This window comes from Arachidicoccus ginsenosidivorans (genome assembly GCF_007971385.1).
Taxonomy (GTDB): Bacteria; Bacteroidota; Bacteroidia; order Chitinophagales; family Chitinophagaceae; genus Arachidicoccus; species Arachidicoccus ginsenosidivorans.
Genome location: NZ_CP042434.1, coordinates 2,081,595 through 2,100,288 on the forward strand (window position 1 = coordinate 2,081,595; position 18,694 = coordinate 2,100,288).

At 42.7% G+C, this 18,694-nt stretch carries 14 protein-coding genes; 10 read left to right on the forward strand and 4 right to left on the reverse strand.

The genetic code is table 11. The annotated features are described in order from the left end of the window. Window positions 1-35 precede the first annotated feature (35 nt). From FSB73_RS08385 to FSB73_RS08395, 3 genes are read left to right on the forward strand one after another with little or no spacing between them, the layout of a single operon-like run. On the forward strand, window positions 36-3,191 hold the full coding sequence (locus tag FSB73_RS08385) for a SusC/RagA family TonB-linked outer membrane protein (protein WP_146781054.1): 3,156 nt from the start codon (window positions 36-38) through the stop codon (window positions 3,189-3,191). A gap of 28 nt (window positions 3,192-3,219) precedes the next feature. After that, window positions 3,220-4,800 carry a RagB/SusD family nutrient uptake outer membrane protein gene (locus FSB73_RS08390; RefSeq protein WP_146781055.1) on the forward strand — a complete coding sequence of 527 codons (1,581 nt, stop codon included), beginning with the start codon at window positions 3,220-3,222 and terminating at the stop codon, window positions 4,798-4,800. Between the two features lie 23 nt (window positions 4,801-4,823). Next, entirely contained in the window at window positions 4,824-5,714 is an 891-nt protein-coding gene (locus tag FSB73_RS08395) for a hypothetical protein (protein WP_146781056.1), read from the forward strand. A 229-nt stretch (window positions 5,715-5,943) separates the two neighbouring features. On the opposite strand, the gene FSB73_RS08400 is transcribed toward FSB73_RS08395, so the two are convergent. Continuing rightward, the gene (locus tag FSB73_RS08400) at window positions 5,944-7,233 is read right to left on the reverse strand and encodes an FN3 domain-containing metallophosphoesterase family protein (RefSeq protein WP_146781057.1); all 1,290 of its coding nucleotides are present in this window, start codon (window positions 7,231-7,233) and stop codon (window positions 5,944-5,946) included. Between the two features lie 532 nt (window positions 7,234-7,765). On the opposite strand from FSB73_RS08400, the gene FSB73_RS08405 reads away from it, so the two are divergent. The 3 genes from FSB73_RS08405 to FSB73_RS08415 all read left to right on the forward strand — a co-directional run bounded on the left by FSB73_RS08405 (window position 7,766) and on the right by FSB73_RS08415 (window position 9,948). Then, entirely contained in the window at window positions 7,766-8,197 is a 432-nt protein-coding gene (locus FSB73_RS08405) for a hypothetical protein (RefSeq protein WP_146781058.1), read from the forward strand. A gap of 50 nt (window positions 8,198-8,247) precedes the next feature. Next, window positions 8,248-9,264 carry a SprT family zinc-dependent metalloprotease gene (locus tag FSB73_RS08410; RefSeq protein WP_146781059.1) on the forward strand — a complete coding sequence of 339 codons (1,017 nt, stop codon included), beginning with the start codon at window positions 8,248-8,250 and terminating at the stop codon, window positions 9,262-9,264. Window positions 9,265-9,366: 102 nt separating this feature from the next. Further along, entirely contained in the window at window positions 9,367-9,948 is a 582-nt protein-coding gene (locus tag FSB73_RS08415; protein WP_146781060.1) for a hypothetical protein, read from the forward strand. Between the two features lie 411 nt (window positions 9,949-10,359). On the opposite strand, the gene FSB73_RS08420 is transcribed toward FSB73_RS08415, so the two are convergent. The 3 genes from FSB73_RS08420 to tsaE form a co-directional block, all read right to left on the reverse strand. Beyond that, window positions 10,360-11,355, reverse strand: a complete 996-nt coding sequence (locus FSB73_RS08420; RefSeq protein WP_146781061.1) for an ATP-binding protein — start codon at window positions 11,353-11,355, stop codon at window positions 10,360-10,362. Window positions 11,356-12,036: 681 nt separating this feature from the next. Further along, window positions 12,037-13,107 (reverse strand): peptide chain release factor 1, encoded by a 1,071-nt coding sequence (gene prfA / locus FSB73_RS08425; RefSeq protein WP_146781062.1) that lies wholly within the window; start codon window positions 13,105-13,107, stop codon window positions 12,037-12,039. 219 nt (window positions 13,108-13,326) lie between these two features. Continuing rightward, the gene (gene tsaE / locus FSB73_RS08430) at window positions 13,327-13,749 is read right to left on the reverse strand and encodes a tRNA (adenosine(37)-N6)-threonylcarbamoyltransferase complex ATPase subunit type 1 TsaE (RefSeq protein WP_146781063.1); all 423 of its coding nucleotides are present in this window, start codon (window positions 13,747-13,749) and stop codon (window positions 13,327-13,329) included. Window positions 13,750-13,895: 146 nt separating this feature from the next. Here tsaE and FSB73_RS08435 point away from each other — a divergent pair, with 146 nt between their 5' ends. The 4 genes from FSB73_RS08435 (at window position 13,896) to FSB73_RS08450 (ending at window position 18,684) form a co-directional block, all read left to right on the forward strand. Beyond that, window positions 13,896-14,546, forward strand: coding sequence for a gluconate 2-dehydrogenase subunit 3 family protein (locus tag FSB73_RS08435; RefSeq protein WP_146781064.1), 651 nt, complete (start codon window positions 13,896-13,898; stop codon window positions 14,544-14,546). Between the two features lie 122 nt (window positions 14,547-14,668). Continuing rightward, window positions 14,669-16,369 carry a GMC oxidoreductase gene (locus FSB73_RS08440; RefSeq protein WP_146781065.1) on the forward strand — a complete coding sequence of 567 codons (1,701 nt, stop codon included), beginning with the start codon at window positions 14,669-14,671 and terminating at the stop codon, window positions 16,367-16,369. 87 nt (window positions 16,370-16,456) lie between these two features. Next, window positions 16,457-17,614, forward strand: a complete 1,158-nt coding sequence (locus tag FSB73_RS08445; RefSeq protein ID WP_225974635.1) for a Gfo/Idh/MocA family protein — start codon at window positions 16,457-16,459, stop codon at window positions 17,612-17,614. Window positions 17,615-17,628: 14 nt separating this feature from the next. Further along, window positions 17,629-18,684, forward strand: coding sequence for a sugar phosphate isomerase/epimerase family protein (locus tag FSB73_RS08450; protein ID WP_146781066.1), 1,056 nt, complete (start codon window positions 17,629-17,631; stop codon window positions 18,682-18,684). Window positions 18,685-18,694: the final 10 nt, after the last annotated feature.

Sequence of the window (18,694 nt, forward strand, 5' to 3'; positions counted from 1 at the left end):
AATCATTTCTTACATCATCTAAATCACGACCAATTATGCCCAATAAAAAATTAAATATTAAGATGAAGGCCGGCTCAGGAGCCTTCGAATGGTCAGCAAGCATTGGCCTTCAGAGGCTGCTGATGGCGCTACTGATTTGCGCCATCTCGGCACTGCCAGCGGCCGCACAAAAGGTATTTTCCGGAAAGGTGGTTTCCAAAACAGATGGCCAACCACTAAGCGGCGTATCCGTACAGCTTAAAAACGCAGCCGGCAATTTTAGTCAGGGCGTTATTACAGACGCAACTGGCAGCTATACACTCTCAGCTCAACCAGATGCCACCGTGCGGTTTAGCCGTATTGGGTTCTCCACCCTGGAGATGAATGCAGCCTCCCTGCCGGATATTGTAGAGCTCACAGAGACCAGTCAGAACCTGGACGCAGTGGTTGTCGTTGGATACGGCACGCAAAGAAAAAAGGATTTAACCGGCGCCACCGTTCATCTGGGCGGCAATGATCTTGCTGAGAACCATACCATAAATACCCTGCAAAACCTACAGGGAAAGGCACCGGGTGTGCAAGTTACGGCCACCTCCGGTCAACCCGGCGATGGCGTAAAAATCCGTATTCGCGGTATTGGCACCAATGGCAACACCAACCCGCTTTACGTCGTAGATGGTATGCCCACTGCTGACATCTCTTATCTGAACCCTGCGGACATTGCCTCTTTAGATATCTTAAAGGATGCAGCTTCTGCGGCCATCTATGGCACCAGAGCAGCAAACGGCGTGGTGCTGATCACCACCGTCAAAGGTGGTAGCGGTGCCACACGCACCTCACTGCACGCTTATTACGGTCTGCAAAATCCCATTAAAGAGCAGTCTCTATTAAATGCAAAGCAATATGCCATTATCATGAATGAGTCTGCCGTCAATTCTGGCAAAGAGCCTTATTATTTTTTCAATCAGGCTGAGATCGATTCAATGGGAACAGGCACCGACTGGCAAAAAGCGGCCACCAATAAAAATGCGCCTCTGGAGAATTACGATGTAAGTTTCTCTGGTGGCAATGGCATCTCTAATTACGCCAGCTCTTTATCTTACCAAAAACAGCAAGGCATTATTGGCCTATCCGGTAAATCCTATTATGAAAGGTTCGGCTTTAGAATCAATTCAGATCATAAAGTTTACAAGGACATCCTAAAGTTCGGCGAAAACCTCTCTTATACCCATTCCAACCAGAGTGGTATCGGTACGGGTAATATTTATGGCAACTCCATCAGAGGGCTACTCAACACCAGTCCAACCTTCCCGGCTTACAACCCTGATGGCAGCTTTGGGACTTCCCAGATGAGTTCCGAAGAGCTCAACCCGGTAGCTGCAATGGTGACCCTTAACCACAATAAGACGATTACCGATCGTATTATGGGCAATGCTTATCTGGAAGCCAAGTTCTTACAGCACTTCACTTTAAGATCCAGCTTCGGTATTGATTTGTCCTTTTATTCTACCAATAGTTTTATCCCGGTTTATGATTTAGCCGCCAATAGCTCCTCTACTACCTCAGAGGCAGATCAAGGCCTCTATCGCAATTTTACCTGGAACTGGGACAACACCTTGACCTATGACAATCAGTTCGGCAGGCATAAACTCAATGTACTCGTCGGTACCAGTGCGCAGGAATTTGCCGGCTTTACTGTAAGTGGCAGCAAACAGGACCTGTCTATACCTGACTTCGACCATGCCATTATTGACAACGGCAAAGATGGCACCCAAAAAGCCTATGGCTCCAGAAGCGAATATGCATTGAATTCCTATATGGCACGTGTCAACTATAGTTTTGCCGACAAATACCTGCTCTCCGCTATTGTCAGAAGGGACGGTTCTACCAATTTTGGAGAAAACAACCGCTGGGGCACCTTCCCCTCCTTTTCAGCCGGCTGGATTTTAACCAACGAAGCGTTTTTAAAATCCGCAAACTGGCTGAACTTTTTGAAACTTCGTGCTGGTTGGGGAAGAAATGGCAACGACCAGATTAGATCCTTTGCTTATTTAGCGACTGTATCTTCTAAAAATATTGGCTATTATTTTGGCGGTCAGGATGCTGCATCCATCAGTGTGGGCACCGCCCCTACGAATGTGGCCAACCCTGATTTAAAATGGGAGGCTTCTGAGCAAGAAGATATTGGTTTTGATGCCACCCTATTCAATCATTTTAATCTGACGTTTGACTGGTACAGAAAAACCAGCAAAGACTGGTTGGTACAGCCCCCTATACCGGATATTGTTGGAACGGGTGCCCCTTATATCAATGGCGGCGATATCCAAAATCAGGGTATAGAAATCGCGCTCAACTATAATGCACAACTCGGAGACGTTAATTTAACGGTAGGTGGCAATATCGCCTTTAATAAAAATAAAGCAATCAGTGTTCCTAATATGGATGGGATCATCCATGGTGCCTCAAATATACTGTCTTCCAGCACAGAAGAGTTCTACCGGATCCAAAACGGGTTCCCTGTCGGTTATTTCTGGGGCTACAAAACAGCTGGTTTATTCCAGACTCAGGCTGATGTAGCCAGCTATACGGGAGCCAGTGGTCTTATACAACCTGGCGCAGTCCCGGGAGACGTAAAATTTGTGGACCTGAATGGCGACGGAAGCATTACAACGGCAGACAAAACCATGATCGGTGACCCAAATCCTGATTTTACCTATGGAGGTAATATCGCCGCCAGTTATAAAGGATTTGATTTAAACCTGAACATCACGGGCGTAAGCGGTAATCAGATAGTAGACGGTACCCGTGCCAATGACCGTTCCTATAACAACTACAGCACCACAATACTGGAGCGTTGGCATGGCGCCGGCACTTCTAACACCACCCCTAGAGTAACCCTTGGGGATGAAGCCAATAAAAACTATAAAAACTTCTCAGACCTTTATATCCAAAATGGTGATTTTATGCGGTTAAAAAGCCTGTCAATTGGTTATGATTTTAAAAAGGGAATATTGCCAAATCTTCCATTTGACCAGTTCCGATTTTATGTATCCGCCACCAATTTGTTTACCATTACCCAATATACAGGTATAGATCCGGAAGTAGGTTATGGCAACACTGAAGACGATGGCAACAATTGGTCCTCTGGTATTGACCTGGGTTATTATCCACAACCCAGGACCATTCTGTTCGGCCTTGATGTTCGCTTTTAATTCTACCACCACACGTAAAATAAACAAAATGAAAAAGATAAATATAATTGTGCTGCTTACCCTGGTCTCCCTGCAGTTTTCCTGTTCCAAATCCTTTTTGGAAAGAACACCCATCGATGCTAAAGTAGAATCCGATTTTTATAAAACCCCTGATGATGCCTTTGAAGCATTGGTGTCTGCATATTCCATGCTGGATGTTAGCGGAGACAACAGCATTATCTTAAGTTCAGAAATCGCCTCCGATGATTGCTTTGGTGGTGCAGGAACTGCTGATAATGGAGTTGTCCAATGGGACCGGTTTGCCTCTTATAATGACCACAATGCGGAGGCCTGGAAAAAGTATTATGAGGGCATTTACCGGACCAATCAGTTTTTGAAAAAAGTAGATGGGGTCGACTTTTCAACAAACCCCGATCTTAAAAAGCAATATATAGGAGAAGCAAAATTTCTGCGCGCCTATTATTATTTTGATCTGGTACGTATGTTTGGGCATGTCCCACTGATTACTGAACCGATCGAAGGCGATAATTATGCTATCGCTCAGGCTAGTCCAGATAGTGTATACACGCTGATCAGTAGTGACCTGCAGGAGGCCATTACAGACCTGACCCCTTCTGCTGTGCCCTACAATCAGATCAATGCGGCCGATTACGGCAGGGCTACAAAGTGGGCAGCCGAAGCCTTGATGGGCCGAGTCTTCCTTTATTATACTGGCTATTACAGCAAAACCGCTTTACCTGATGGTTATACCAAAGACCAGGCAACGGCCGCCATTGATGATGTCATAAGTAGTAGCGGTTATGGCTTAGTGGCACATTTTAAGGATTTGTGGAGGGCAGCATCCCTGACGGATTTTGCCGGCCAGAATAACAAAGAAGCCGTATTTGCGATCCAATACACTAGCGCCGGAAAAGGCGATTGGAATCTGCAAAACGGAAATCGCTTCCAGGTGATGATCGGCATCAGAAATCAAGTGCTGGATCCTTATTATAAGGGTTGGGGATTTGGGACGGTCAATCCGGCGCTGTGGAATGATTATAAAGATGGCGATACGAGAAAAACAGCGACAATTATCTCCATCGCCGATGAAGGATACACCGGCACTTACGCAGTGGGAGATCAGTCGCAGTATACCGGATATTTCTGGAAAAAATACCAACCCGTCGGCGGAGCCGACAGGCCTGACGCCAACGGCGGAGATTTCCAGATTGATAACTATGACAACTATGTAGTGATCCGCTTTGCCGATGTATTATTAATGGGCGCAGAACTTAATCTGGATAAAAACCTATCAAAAGCCCAAGGGTATTTAAATCAAGTTAGAGACCGCGCCTTTGAAGACACGCAGCACAGAGTAACTTTGGCCGCAGGCGCTCAGGGCATTAAAACCATTATGGAAGAGCGGCGTTTAGAACTGGCACTTGAAGGCCAACGCTATTGGGATTTACTTCGTCAGGGAATGACAGTGGCCAAAGCCGCGATTGACAACAACTCAACTGATCCAGACTTCCAGGTAAGTTTCCCGACGGCAACCGAAGGTCTATTTGAGATTCCACAGACACAAATCGGTTTATCTAACGGCACCCTTGTTCAAAATCCCGGTTATTAATCCACCTTACAAAAACAATAATAATGAATCTACATACCAATAAGCAAAAAAGCTTAATAGGCAGAACCACACAAAAAGCCACCTCGCTTTTGTATGGTCTGAGTGCTGCCTTTCTGTTAGCTGCCCTGCTGGGTTTATACAGCTGCAGCCCATCAGTCAAAAAAGTATCCATGCCTGCACCCATCAGCAGTAGTGCACTTAGTTATACCGTAACGCAAAACCCAGATAAAGACAATGAAGTTTATCTGGAAAGCAAAACTTCGGCCGCCATCCCCTTTTGGGATTATGGTAGCGGCACTTCCACCAAAGGGCTCGATACCATTATCTACCCCTTCTCCGGAGATTATACCATCCATTACAGTGTAAGTTCTGCCGGGGGATTTGTCATGGGTGATTCTACAACAATTCACGTTACGAGTACCGACCTTAGTTACCTGACCGATCCAAGCTGGGGCTTTATTGCTGGTGCAACCGGTAAAACCTGGGTACTGGATATGGCAAGACCCGTTGGATGGTATGGTAGTGATTATGCTAAACATAATGGAAGCGCGGACGACTGGTCCTGGCATCCGGATTATGCAGGCAATGAATGGGTGATGGCTAGCAGGGATTATGGCAGCATGCATTTTGATCTGAACAACGGCAAAAATTATAGTGTCACTATTATTGATGCTGATGGTAAAGCCACCACCAAGACCGGCACATTTGATATTAATACAAGTGCGGGGACCATCAAACTAAATGGTGCGGAGCTATTGTATGGCGGTGATTATCATGGGCAGGCTTCTAATTGGCAAAATATCGCCATTCTGGACATGAGTGACACCTCAATTACACTGGGCGTATGGCGGGACCAGCCCAATCCGGGCGACGGCCCTTGCTGGATCGGCTTTACCTATAAATTAAAAAATTAGAATAATCACCACCCACTTTTTAAAGACCAACCACAAAAATGGCCACCGCAAACGATTTGCAGGTGGCTATTTTTTTTTGAGGATTGTTATAATGCTATACACCGATATAGTCTGCAACCAGTGCCTGGCATAATGGATCAATATAAATACAGCAATCATGTTGCGTTACCCCATGGCATCCACATTACAGCCATCACTTTGTTGCGCTGTCTAACAGAAGCCTTCAGTTTTACTTAGAACGCTTCATCCGCTGCAACATTTTTTCCTGATTTTCCCTGAGTTCTGGCGCCATATACGACTTAATTAAATTCCCCTTTGTATCTAGTCTGGCAGTAAAAACCACTTTATTATCATCATTTTTAACTTCGATATCCATGAATTTATCTGATACAGTTACATTTTCTACCTGATGTTGTCCAAGCACCAGCATATAGTATTTGTTCCCCTGAAACTCCCCGGGCTTAAACCATCCGAATCGGTGCCAATGACCGGCTAAAATAATATTGATACCAGCCTTGTTGGCCAGTGCAGTCCATTTTTCGTTTTCTCCACCAGTAAAGCCCCACTGGGGTTGATGCATTAATATGACCTTAAAAGGAGCGCTTTTTAGAGATTCGCTGGTTTGAATATGCCTGTTAAACCACTCATACTCATCGTGCCTGTACTGCTTAAAATCATTTAAGCCGGCATACACACTAGTTGTATCATCTTTATCCTCTCCCGTATCAAGGACCACAAAATGAAGCGGACCATTATCGGTGCTGTAATAATATTTACCATCTTCTATTGGTGGCAAATATTTAAATAATTTTCTCGCAAATTGTCCTCGATTCTCATGATTACCCCTTACATATAACATCGGTTTTGAATGTGCTAAAGGGCGCGTTAGCGGGGTTATTGCACTGGCAAATAACTGTTGCCTGTTTTGGGCATAATCCACAACATCACCGTCATTAACCAAGAAGTCCGTTTTATCCCAATCAATAATTTTCATATAATTTCTGATCCAATCCACGTGTTCGTGTGTATCGGTGATCAGGCTAAAGGAAACCGTTTTTGAATTGGAATTACTAAAAGTAGTAAATGAATACGTGGGACTGTTAGTCCATTTACCCATTTCAGGCCAATAAGGCCTCAAATCTAAAACCCTCCTTGAAACGACCTGGTAATGATAAACAGTACCCGGACTTAAATTTTCTAACCGAATTGAATGCATTTTGCCTACAGGAACTAATCCATACTTCTGGCTCTGGGCGATTTGTTTTGCGCCTTCCTCTCCGTTTTTCCAATACACTATTTTGGCAGCGCTTTCACCAGCTGTATAAAAACATATGGTAATCCCAGTTTGTGTTGGATTTAGAAGATAAGGACCGTGTTGTGTTACAGTCTTTGTATCATAAACAGGGTAAGGTGCATTTGCTCCTTGCGCATCTAAACTTTTATTCGGAACACAGACAGCACCCATTACCAACGCCAGTAACAAAAAAAGATTCGCCTTTAGCTTAAATATACTTTTCATTTAAAATAGTTTTTGCGTCTATTTAATTTTATAGATTTTAGATTTGGTCTTTTATCAATTTGGATAAATCATCAAAGGATACCCTTCCCTTTTATAAGTAACACGTTAACAAAATAAAGAATCTTTTTTACCTTTTGCTCACCTCCAAACAAAAACACATACTTAGTCACTTCAATTTCAATGCATCAAACGATTGCACAATTTTTATTAAAGATCTTAAAATATAAACTGTGGTTTGGATTTTGGGGATGTATACAGGCCAGCGCAGTTAAATTTACTGTTCTATAATCAGCAACTCAAAAATATCAACCGCCACAGTATTCACAAGTTCAGGGCCATCCGTTTGTTAATTGCAAGTCTTTGCAAAACCAGCGCGGTATATTTATAAACAAAAAAGCAGATATGGAATAGATTATCTTAATTAAAATAAAGGCTAAATTAATAATATTATGTAACTTTATAAATGTGGGGGATTCGATTCCCCCTTCTCCTTTTGTTCTTTTATTTAACTGTCATAGAAAAGATGTTCTTTATGAGAAAAAATATACCAATAATACAATTTCTAATAACATTTGGAATTTGCATTATCCTACTTTTAATTATTAATGCCTGTAATAAAAACAAACAGGACTCATACCAAATAAAAAACGCTTTGACTTGGCTTCAAAAAAATGGCGGTAACTTTAAAAATCAAAAAATTGGCTTAAAACTTCAAAATGGTCAACAATCAATAGGGAGACTTGATTGGAATAAAACAAAGGAATATTTAAATCAAGGAATTAAGTACATTGAAATCCCCTTCGTATTTGATAATATCGGAGAAAAAGTCCCATTGGATACATTTGCAGCATATACAACATATCATCTTGTTATCCGTGAAAATAAAACTACAGATTATGAAGGAGCCATTCAAATTACCCAAGTCAATACTAAAATGAAAAATATAAAGATCTCTCAATATTAGCTTCTTTACAGTTTTATTATTCATTAATCGGTGAGCCAATTAATTCATATATGCTGCAAAATGGTAAATCTAAAATCCACAATATTCGCATATCAAGTGCAGATGCAGGAAAACCCCACTTTAAAAATTTTTCTATAAAACGAACCAGTAATCGGGAAGGAGGGAATGGTTCAATAATGGTAGCTCAACCTAATCCTGAAATACCAACGCCAAGTTGCACAACCTACTTCTATTCATATTGGATACAATACGATCCAATAGAATTTTATGACGGTTCAATCATGGTAATTTCATCGCAATTTGTATCAGGAAGTTATACAATATGTGACGACGGAGGTATCCCTCCTGGTTGGAATCCACCCAATGATAATCCATTACCAAGTGGCGGCGGAAATGGAGGCATCGGAGGGTCACCTTACCCGCCAAAATTAGATCTTCCTGAGTTGCCACCATATATTGTTGATAGTATATATATTGATAGTAGTATCATTAATAGCCCTTGTATGGATTCTGCATTAACAAAAGTGCTCAACAGTCGAGATTCAATCGCATTTTTAATCCATAATACTTTTGGAGGTTCTGGTTATCTCAATTTGACTTTTATGAAGGCTCAAACATTACTGTCAGATAAAGGAAACGCCATTCCTGGTCAAACACGATATAGTAATAATGGCAAAGAAGATACAATTTTATTGAACTACAGTCAACTAGCAGGTTCTTCACAAGAATATGTTGCAGGAGTTATTATACATGAAATGGTTCACGCCTTTCTTGACCAAAAAAACGACAGCCTTTTAAAAGAACAAACCCAACAGCATAGCGAAATCGCACTTCATTATGTAGATCAAATGGCTAATTTGTTGATCAATATATTCCCCAATTTGCCCCTTTCCGATGCGCAAGCATTATCTATAGATGGACTTTCTGACATTACCTATCCATTAACCTTTCAAGAATTATTAACTCAATATGGCTTTAATTCTAATGAGAATAGTACAGAAAGTATCGGTTACCATACCATGCCTTATTCTGTGCCTGGTGGATATAAAGGGACTAGATGTAATTAACTATTTAACTCAATATATATGACTAAAAATACATTACAAATAATTTTAATTTTATTATTCCTTTTCTTCATAAAGAATGTATCTGGCCAAAAGGCAATTCAATTGGATAAGGAAACCATTGAGTTTATGGACTTTATTCGCGACAGCACACTTAAAATAGATTCCTGGTCCAACAACCCATATTTTTCACCTATCCCTAACGCCGCCATGTTTACGCTTCCTGCATTTAGATATTACTGGAAGTCTCCAAGAGACATCCATTTAACCGAGCAGGAATTAAATGCTATCTTCAAGAAAATTAAAGACTCCTCAATATATCTACTTACACAAGATCAGTTGAAGCTTGGCAACAAATATGGTAACCTCACCGGCTATTATTACCATCAGTTACAAACCCTGAAATATAGAATACAACATTATCTTTTTGGAGATCAGCAAAGCATTCCGCCATATTGTTTAAAGAAATTGGATATTGATTCCACCTTATTCCATATAAAAACCTATCAGGCAGTTGCCTCAGACATTAAAAGATACAATTTACTGGTGGATTCGTGCAAAAAGTATATCAATAAGGAGACCATGGCCAGCAGCTATCAATTCTCCAAACCAATTTTTCTTAGAAATGGCCTTTTATGTATTTTTATATATAGTTATCAAGCCGAGGGCATATTGATATTTACCTAAAAGACAAATCTGGGTGGCATCTTCTCCAAAACTTGGTGAAATTCCAAGCGGAAATCGGATGGTCCGAGTAAGTTTCTTTTTCATGGACATTTTACACTAATAGCCCAGCAAATATTATGTAGCCCACAAAGTAACCAAGACAAAAAACCGCCCCCCAAAATACGCTTTTAACTTTTAATGCCAGAATTTGTAAAAATCCAAATTTTGCCAAATTCAAGTATCCCCCTTTTTGGTGTACGCTAGTTTTTTCTATCCAGAATTCTAAATATCATTGAAGCTAATCCAGAAATTCTCAAAACGTAACAGTGAACAGCCATCTTAAATATAGTGTACTATAAATAATCCCCTTCGATTACATTAAATTAAGGCAAATAAGTTTTTAACTATAATGACAAAATAGCCAATCATAATTTAAAAATCATGCACCCAGGACGCCAGTGAAATGACATTTATCCCATCCTGCCTAGTATAGCTGATACCCGTCCCTGTAATAATATTGAGTGATTTTGGAGGCCTCGCTTTGCTAAGGTCCAAGTTGCTGGCAAATTTAAGGAGACTTACTGCAGCTTTTTCAATCTCACCGGTACCTAACTTGATTTCAAAAGCACACCAATCACCATTATATTTTTGAACAATGCTGTCCACTTCCAGCCCACTTGAATCGCGGTAGTGATATACTTTTGCGTCATTGACCTGTCCATAAACCCTAAGTTCGTGTGTAACTAAAGATTCAAACAAAAATCCGGTAATTTTCAAATCACTGAATAAGCTTTCTTTATCTAGTCCAAGTACCGCCACCGCCAGGCAAACATCCGTAAAATGTCGTTTAGGTGACTTTCGAAGAGATGCAGAAGAACGTATATGCGTATTCCACGCTGGTTGATCTTCCACAATCATAAGTCTGTTTAAAGTATCCAGATAATCATAAATAGTTGGGCGTGAGATTTGAATATTATCCCTGAGTAGTATATCCCTTTTCAAAGCAGAAATATCTACTATTGTAGCTGTATTCCTGGCAATAGCTTTGAGTAGACTTCTTACTTTAACAGGGTCGTGCTTTACGCTAGAAACAAGGTTCATATTTCCCTCAATAAATTCTTTTACATAAGCTTGATTTACTTCTATTGCTTGATGAAGCCCGCTGCCTAAATGCTCAGCCAACCCACCAATAATTATTTTCTCGATAATAAATTCTAAATCCATCGGATCGTCATATATATCAATGTTCGCCTTTTTACCACCTTCCAACAATTGTCTCAGACTCACTTTGCCTGTTGCAAACCCCATTTCCTGCCACGACATCGTATGCATACCTCTGATCGTAATCCGGCCAGTCCCAGAGAGCCTTCTATCTGGCGTTGTCTTTATTTTTAATTCCCGAGCCAATGCCCTAGCTTTAGTAGCCATAAAACATTGATTTTAAACAAAATATTAAAAACACTTTACAAAATTTGAGCATTTTACTTTACAAATTTGGAGCGATTTACTTTACATATTTGGAGCTTCTGATTTTGATTTCGATAAATCATATATGAACCATACCTGTATGCCCTCTTATTCCCATTCGCCCCTGATGCAGATCTAATCAGCGGGTTACACTTTTAAACGTCTTACATTAATTAAGGCGTTTTTTTACGTCTATGTATAGCGCTGCTAACCTGTTTTCCCTTTATTAATTCTGAACCTATTTTTTTTGAAGGCAAATCTTCCATATGACAGTATTCAAAATTCCTATCGCGGCAACTATGATTGCAATGTACAAAAATCTCCTTGGAAGTTTATAAGTATATGGCAAAATACACCACTCAAATAAAGCCCCAAAAAGCCTTCAGCAAAAGCAAATTACCCGGTATAAGGCAATTTTGACCGTCAAATAAAACAGACAACCCCCTTGCACATAATGAGCACTCGACATATTACACCTACAGCAATCACTTAATTCAGGCTTGCTTAATCCTGTTTGTAAAAATCTTATTACCCCCCTAAGTGGCAGACTTCCCCACAAAAAACGGAAAAGGAATTGCATTAAGCTAATGCTATTCCTTTTCCGTTTCAATAACTTATTTATACCTTAAACGTTCTCTAATCTTATTTAGGCTCGTTTCCTGCCATCTTTTCCGCATTCTCTGCTACCTGGAGCGCATCAATAAACTCATCCAATTCTCCACCAATAACAGCGTCCAGATTATAAGAGGTAAGACCAATTCTATGATCCGTAACGCGGCCCTGTGGCCAGTTATAAGTTCTGATCTTAGCGCTTCTGTCCCCTGTACTGACAAGGGTCTTTCTTTGCCTGGAAATCTCTTCTTCCTGTTTACGTACCTGCTCCTCATAAAGCTTGGTACGCATCATTTCCATAGCCTTCAATCGGTTGCCCAACTGCGTTCTTTCCGTCTGGCAGATAATAACTGTTCCGGTCGCAATATGCGTCAGCATCACTTTTGTTTCTACCTTATTGACATTCTGACCACCCGCACCACCACTTCTGGAAGTCTCCATCTTAACGTCACTATCCTTCAGCTCAAAATCAATTTCTTCCGCTTCAGGCATCACCGCTACGGTTGCTGCGGAGGTATGCACACGTCCCTGGGTTTCTGTACTCGGTACGCGCTGTACACGATGAACACCACTTTCAAATTTCAGGGTGCCATAGACATCCTCACCGATCACCTCAATCATAGCCTCTTTATAACCGCCTACAGTCCCTTCGCTGGCACTGGCAATAGAAGTCTTCCAACCTCTTTTGTTACAATAACGGATATACATATCCAACAGGTCTCCTGCAAATAAGGAGGCCTCATCACCTCCAGTTCCGGCCCTGATTTCAATAATCGCATTTTTATTATCCTGCGGATCTTTAGGGATCAAGAGTCTGGTCAGTTTTTCTTCCAACTGTTCTTTTTGATCCTCCAGTTCCGGTAATTCCATTTTAGCGAGTTCTCTTAGATCCTCGTCAGATCCATTGATAGCCTCTTTGGCAAAACTCAGGTTATCCAGTACATTCAGGTACTTTTTATATTCCACGACAATCTTTTCCAGATCCCGGTATTCTTTGCTGAGCTTACTGAACTCCTTTTGATTGCTGATAATCTCTGGATTAGTCAGTGCCACTCCTAGCTGCTCAAATCTGGCATTTATCGCTTCTAATTGATCTAGCATATGATATATAAATTATAACCAGGGCGGCCATCAGCCGCCTGGCAGGGCGCAAAATTACTGTTTTGTTCCCTGAAAACAGCAGAGTGGCAGAAGAATTCCGGTCAGAAGGCCGCTTTAAAGCAATATTAACCTCCTAAACAAGCAAATCTACCTGTCAAGTCTGCAATAAACTGTTAAAGCCTCTCTCCTTCCTTATTCAGCATAATCTAGCCTGTTTCTCTATTCCGGGCTTTTATCAAAGACCCGACGTTCGTCCGCCGGCAAGATGTCAATTTGCAGCAGCAGTGCATCTTTAGGTAAAAGCAAGGGGGCTCTTTCCGGCCATTCTACAAAACATCTGGCGCCACTGGTCAAGGTTTCTTCCACACCTGCAGCCACAATTTCCTGTTCATCCGCCAATCGGTACCAATCCATATGGAAAATATTGCCTTCTATTGGACTTACGTACTCATTAACGATGGCAAAAGTAGGGCTGGAAACAACGTCCTTACAGCCCAGCACTTTGTTACATAACTCCTTGATTAGCGTCGTCTTTCCAGCCCCCATGGGTGCATAAAAAGCCCAGATTTTCTTATCCTTATGTTCCCGCCAAAGATGCTCGGCGACTTTGTCTATTTGTGATATGTGGTAGGTTATTTCCATAAGGCAAATATCAAACAAAAAGACACAGATTCGATAATTGTTAACAGATTTTCAATAGAAATATATATGTTTTTCTAAATTGATAACATATTTTTTCTATATTTTTAGCACAGCAAAATTATTTCATCTCACAAATTCCAAAAAATATGCAAAGACGAGAGGCACTCAGAAATGTAGCACTGCTAGTCGGCGGCGGCATCGTTTTGTCCGGGACAACGATGAGCGTTTTATTCGACAGTTGCTCCAGCCCCAAAAAGAAAGCCGGCGCACTGGTATCGGAGGATCAGCAAAAGGTCATCACAGAAGTCGCAGATATTATTATTCCTACCACCTCTTGTCCCGGTGCGAAAGCGGCCGGAGTGGGTCCTTTTATCACTTTAATGATAAAGGATTGTTACCCAGAGAACGTACAAAAAGATTTTGTAAACGGTCTGGAAGCCTTCATTAAAGAGGCAAAATCCGAACTGGGTAAAGACTTCTTAAAAGCCAGCCGTCAAGAACAAGAAAAAGCAGTGGCCACTTTAAGGGAGAAAACCATTGCCCAGAAGAAAAAGGACGACAAAGATCCTAATAACACCATCAAAATTGATGTACCCACAGCAGGTTCATTTGTAAAAACAGCCGCCAAGACCAGCGACAGAAAGAATCATTATTTCTTTGAACTGGCCAGAGACCTCACACTCTTAGGCTATTTTTCCTCTGAAATCGGTGCCACAAAGGCCAGAGCCTATGTGGCCGTTCCAGGACGTTATGACGGTTGTGTTGATCTGAAACCTGGCCAAAAAGCCTGGGCATAACCTTAGGATATATAGCCGTACAGCAATAGTTATCACTTGATAATCATTGCCTAAACAAGCATAAACGGCACACCACGCATCTTTCATCATTTCTATATCTACGTTAGAAAAAACCATTATTCATGAATCTAAATACAGAAGCAAAAAAAGGCAGCACCTACGACGCAATCGTTATCGGTTCGGGTATCAGCGGTGGCTGGGCTGCAAAAGAGCTCACAGAAAAAGGTTTAAAAGTATTACAGCTGGAACGCGGCCGTAATATTGAACATATTAAGGACTACACTACAGCAACGCTGCCCCCCTGGGAATTTCCACACAGAGGATGGCTCACAGAAGAAGAAAAAGCTTCTCATTATGTACAGTCAAGGGATTACCCCTACTCAGAATACAACGAAAGCTTTTGGGTGAACGACGAAGAGTGTCCTTATACCGAAGTAAAGCGCTTTGATTGGTTCAGAGGCTATCATGTCGGCGGCCGTTCCCTGATGTGGGGGCGCCAGAGTTACCGACTCAGCGATATGAACTTTGAAGACAACTTAAAGGATGGTCATGGATGTGACTGGCCTATCCGTTATAAAGATATTGCACCCTGGTATGACTATGCCGAAAAATTTGCAGGCATCAGTGGACAGGCAGAAGGCTTTCCCGGATTCCCGGACGGTCATTATATGCCGCCCATGGAAATGAACTGCGTTGAAAAATCCGTCAAAAAGCGCTTTGATGAGGTCTATAAAAGGTCGCGAATCGTGACCATTGGCCGTACCGCCAATATCACCCAGAATCATAATGGCCGTACCGCCTGTCAGTACAGAAACCTCTGTAGCAGAGGCTGTCCATTCGGGGCTTATTTCAGTACACAATCTGCCACCCTGCCAGCAGCAGTGGCCACAGGCAATCTGACCCTTCGCCCATTCTCCATTGTCAATCAAATACTCTACGACAAAGACACTAAAAAGGCCAAAGGCGTATTGGTGATCGATGCCGAGACCAATGAAACCATGGAATTCTACGCAAAGATCATCTTTGTCAATGCCTCTACATTAGGAACCGCCTTTATTTTACTGAATTCTACTTCTGAAGCGCACCCCGAAGGGCTGGGCAACGGTAGTGGCCAGCTGGGCCATAACCTGATGGATCACCATTTCAGGTGTGGTGCTTCTGGAAGAGCCGAAGGATTTGATGATAAATATTATTATGGACGTCGTGCCAACGGTATTTACGTCCCCAGGTATCGTAATATGGGTGGCGACAAAAGAGACTATGTCCGTGGATTTGGTTACCAGGGCGGCGCCAGCCGCGGCACCTGGCATGAGAATATTCCAGAAATGGCCATCGGGGGTGAATATAAAGATCTTATCAGTACACCCGGCACCTGGAGTATGGGACTTGGCGGTTTTGGAGAAATGCTCCCATATTATGAAAACAAGGTTTATATTGATAAATCCAAAAAAGACAAATGGGGTCAAGCCGTATTGGCCATTGATTGCGAGTACAAAGAGAATGAAAAGAAAATGCGCGTAGATATGATCAATGACGCTGCAGAAATGCTGGAAGCAGCCGGCATCAAAGATATCCATACCTATGACAGCGGTTGCGATCCCGGAATGGCCATCCATGAAATGGGTACAGCCAGAATGGGCAGAGATCCAAAAACTTCAGTTCTCAATGGCTTCAACCAGATGCATGAAGTGAAAAATGTCTTTGTCACAGATGGTTCCTGTATGCCTTCCACAGCCTGTCAAAATCCGTCGCTTACTTATATGGCACTGACAGCCAGAGCTTGTGACTATGCCGTCAAGGAATTGAAAAAACAGAACATATAATGTACTGTACCATAAATTAGATGAAAACACCCTTAGAGAAAGGGGGGCGGGTATGGTAACATACCCGCTTTAAAATTACCGTATATTTTGAGTGAAAAATTAAGAATGGGCATGATCGGAGGCGGGATGGGTGCTTTTATAGGTGCCGTTCACAGAAAGGCCGCCGCCATGGATGGACTCATTGAACTTAGCTGCGGCGCGTTCAGTAATTCTCCGGAAAAATCAAAGGCCTCCGGTAAGGAACTTGGTCTGCCAGAAAGCAGGGTCTACCCAGATTTTAGGACAATGATCGAACAGGAGAAAAAACTACCTGCAGACCAAAGGATGCATTTTGTCTCCATCGTCACGCCTAATTTTGCCCACTTTGAACCCGCCATGTTAGCCCTCGAAAATGGTTTTCATGTGGTAATAGAAAAACCCATGACTTTTACATTAGAAGAGGCCAGGCAACTGGCCGCAAAAGTAAAAGAAACCGGGTTATTACTTTGTCTCACCCATACCTATGCCGGCTACCCTATGGTAAAACAGGCAAGATATATGGTGGAGCAAGGGCTATTTGGCAAGATCCGTAAGGTGTACGTCGAGTATCCGCAAGGATGGCTCAGCGAGCTCTCTGAAAAAGAAGGCAATGCTCAGGCCGCCTGGCGTACTGACCCGACTAAAAGTGGCAAGGCCGGCGCCATGGGTGACATCGGCACGCACGCTGCCCATCTGGCAGAATATATAACCGGCCAGAAAATTCAAAAGCTTTCAGCAGACATTCAGACGATTGTCCCGGGAAGAGCGCTCGATGATGACGGTGCGGCACTGCTTCGTTTTGACAGCGGAGCCAGCGGCGTTCTGATTGCCACACAGGTAGCTGCAGGCGAGGAAAACAACCTTAGCATCCGGGTTTACGGTGAAAAAGGTGGTCTTAGCTGGCGCCAGATGGAACCAAATTCCCTTGAAGTCCTCTGGCAGGATAAACCCAAAGAAGTATATCGGGCCGGACAGGGTTATCTAAGTCCAGTCGCTTTACATAACTGCCGCACGCCGGCAGGGCACCCGGAAGGTTATATAGAGGCCTTCGCCAATCTCTACCGCAACTTTGCCCTTACCTTACAAGCCCGACTATCCGGAGAGGAACCAGACACGACTTTGGTGGACTTCCCGGATGTAGAAGACGGCGTCAGAGGTATGGCATTTATAGACAACATTATTGCTTCCGGTAAATCGGATAGCAAATGGACAGATTTTAAGATTTAAAAATATTTTATAGCATGCAGACAATCAAAGGGCCCGGTATCTTTTTAGCACAGTTTATTGGTGATCAGGCCCCTTTTAACAGCCTGGACAGTATTTGCGGCTGGGCAGCAGGACTTGGATATAAAGCCATTCAGCTGCCTACGACAGATGCCCGTTTTATCGACCTGCATAAGGCAGCAGAGAGTAAGAGCTATGCGGATGAGATTCAAGGTGTCGTGCAGAGCCATGGCCTGGAGATCTCTGAGCTCTCTACGCATATCCAGGGGCAACTGGTGGCCGTACATCCTGTATATGACGACTTGTTTGACGGATTTGCACCGGAAGCTTACCGTAAAAATCCCAAAGAACGTACAAAGTGGGCCATAAGTCAATTGCACGACGCCGCAAAGGCCTCTCAGCACCTGGGGCTGAATGCACATGCAACCTTTAGCGGCTCTTTACTTTGGCCACTGATCTATCCTTGGCCACAAAGGCCAGCGGGCATTGTTGAAGAAGGTTTCAAGGAGTTGGCTGCCCGCTGGCTGCCCATCCTTGACAGTTTTGATAAAGCTGGCGTAGATCTTTGTTACGAGACCCACCCCAGCGAGGATTTACACGATGGCATCACCTTCGAAATGTTCCTTGAAAGGGTCGGCAACCATCCCAGAGCCAACTTGCTCTATGATCCCTCTCACTTTATCCTGCAGGGGTTAAAATATCTTGACTTCATCGATATCTACCATGAACGCATCAAAATGTTCCATGTAAAAGATGCAGAGTTCAATCCGACTGGCAAACAAGGTGTGTATGGCGGTTACCAGAACTGGATTGATCGCGCAGGCCGGTTCCGCTCTCTAGGGGATGGTCAGGTAGATTTTAAAAGCATTTTCAGCAAATTATCCAGGTATGATTTTAAGGGTTGGGCCGTACTGGAGTGGGAATGTGCCCTTAAGGATGCAGAGGTCGGCGCTGCCGAAGGCGCCGTCTTTATCAAGGACCACATTATCCCTGTAACCAATAAAGTTTTCGATGATTTTGCTTCCTCTGGCACCGATGCCAGCTTTAATCAGTCTTTTTTAGGTCTTTCTTAAATATATTCCT

Excerpts from the sequence above, each read along its gene's own strand:
- FSB73_RS08385 (WP_146781054.1), top strand. The coding sequence starts at position 36 with ATGCCCAATAAAAAATTAAATATTAAGATGAAGGCCGGCTCAGGAGCC.
- FSB73_RS08390 (WP_146781055.1), top strand. The coding sequence starts at position 3,220 with ATGAAAAAGATAAATATAATTGTGCTGCTTACCCTGGTCTCCCTGCAG.
- FSB73_RS08395 (WP_146781056.1), top strand. The coding sequence starts at position 4,824 with ATGAATCTACATACCAATAAGCAAAAAAGCTTAATAGGCAGAACCACA.
- FSB73_RS08400 (WP_146781057.1), bottom strand. The coding sequence starts at position 7,233 with ATGAAAAGTATATTTAAGCTAAAGGCGAATCTTTTTTTGTTACTGGCG.
- FSB73_RS08405 (WP_146781058.1), top strand. The coding sequence starts at position 7,766 with ATGAGAAAAAATATACCAATAATACAATTTCTAATAACATTTGGAATT.
- FSB73_RS08410 (WP_146781059.1), top strand. The coding sequence starts at position 8,248 with ATGCTGCAAAATGGTAAATCTAAAATCCACAATATTCGCATATCAAGT.
- FSB73_RS08420 (WP_146781061.1), bottom strand. The coding sequence starts at position 11,355 with ATGGCTACTAAAGCTAGGGCATTGGCTCGGGAATTAAAAATAAAGACA.
- prfA (WP_146781062.1), bottom strand. The coding sequence starts at position 13,107 with ATGCTAGATCAATTAGAAGCGATAAATGCCAGATTTGAGCAGCTAGGA.
- tsaE (WP_146781063.1), bottom strand. The coding sequence starts at position 13,749 with ATGGAAATAACCTACCACATATCACAAATAGACAAAGTCGCCGAGCAT.
- FSB73_RS08435 (WP_146781064.1), top strand. The coding sequence starts at position 13,896 with ATGCAAAGACGAGAGGCACTCAGAAATGTAGCACTGCTAGTCGGCGGC.
- FSB73_RS08440 (WP_146781065.1), top strand. The coding sequence starts at position 14,669 with ATGAATCTAAATACAGAAGCAAAAAAAGGCAGCACCTACGACGCAATC.
- FSB73_RS08450 (WP_146781066.1), top strand. The coding sequence starts at position 17,629 with ATGCAGACAATCAAAGGGCCCGGTATCTTTTTAGCACAGTTTATTGGT.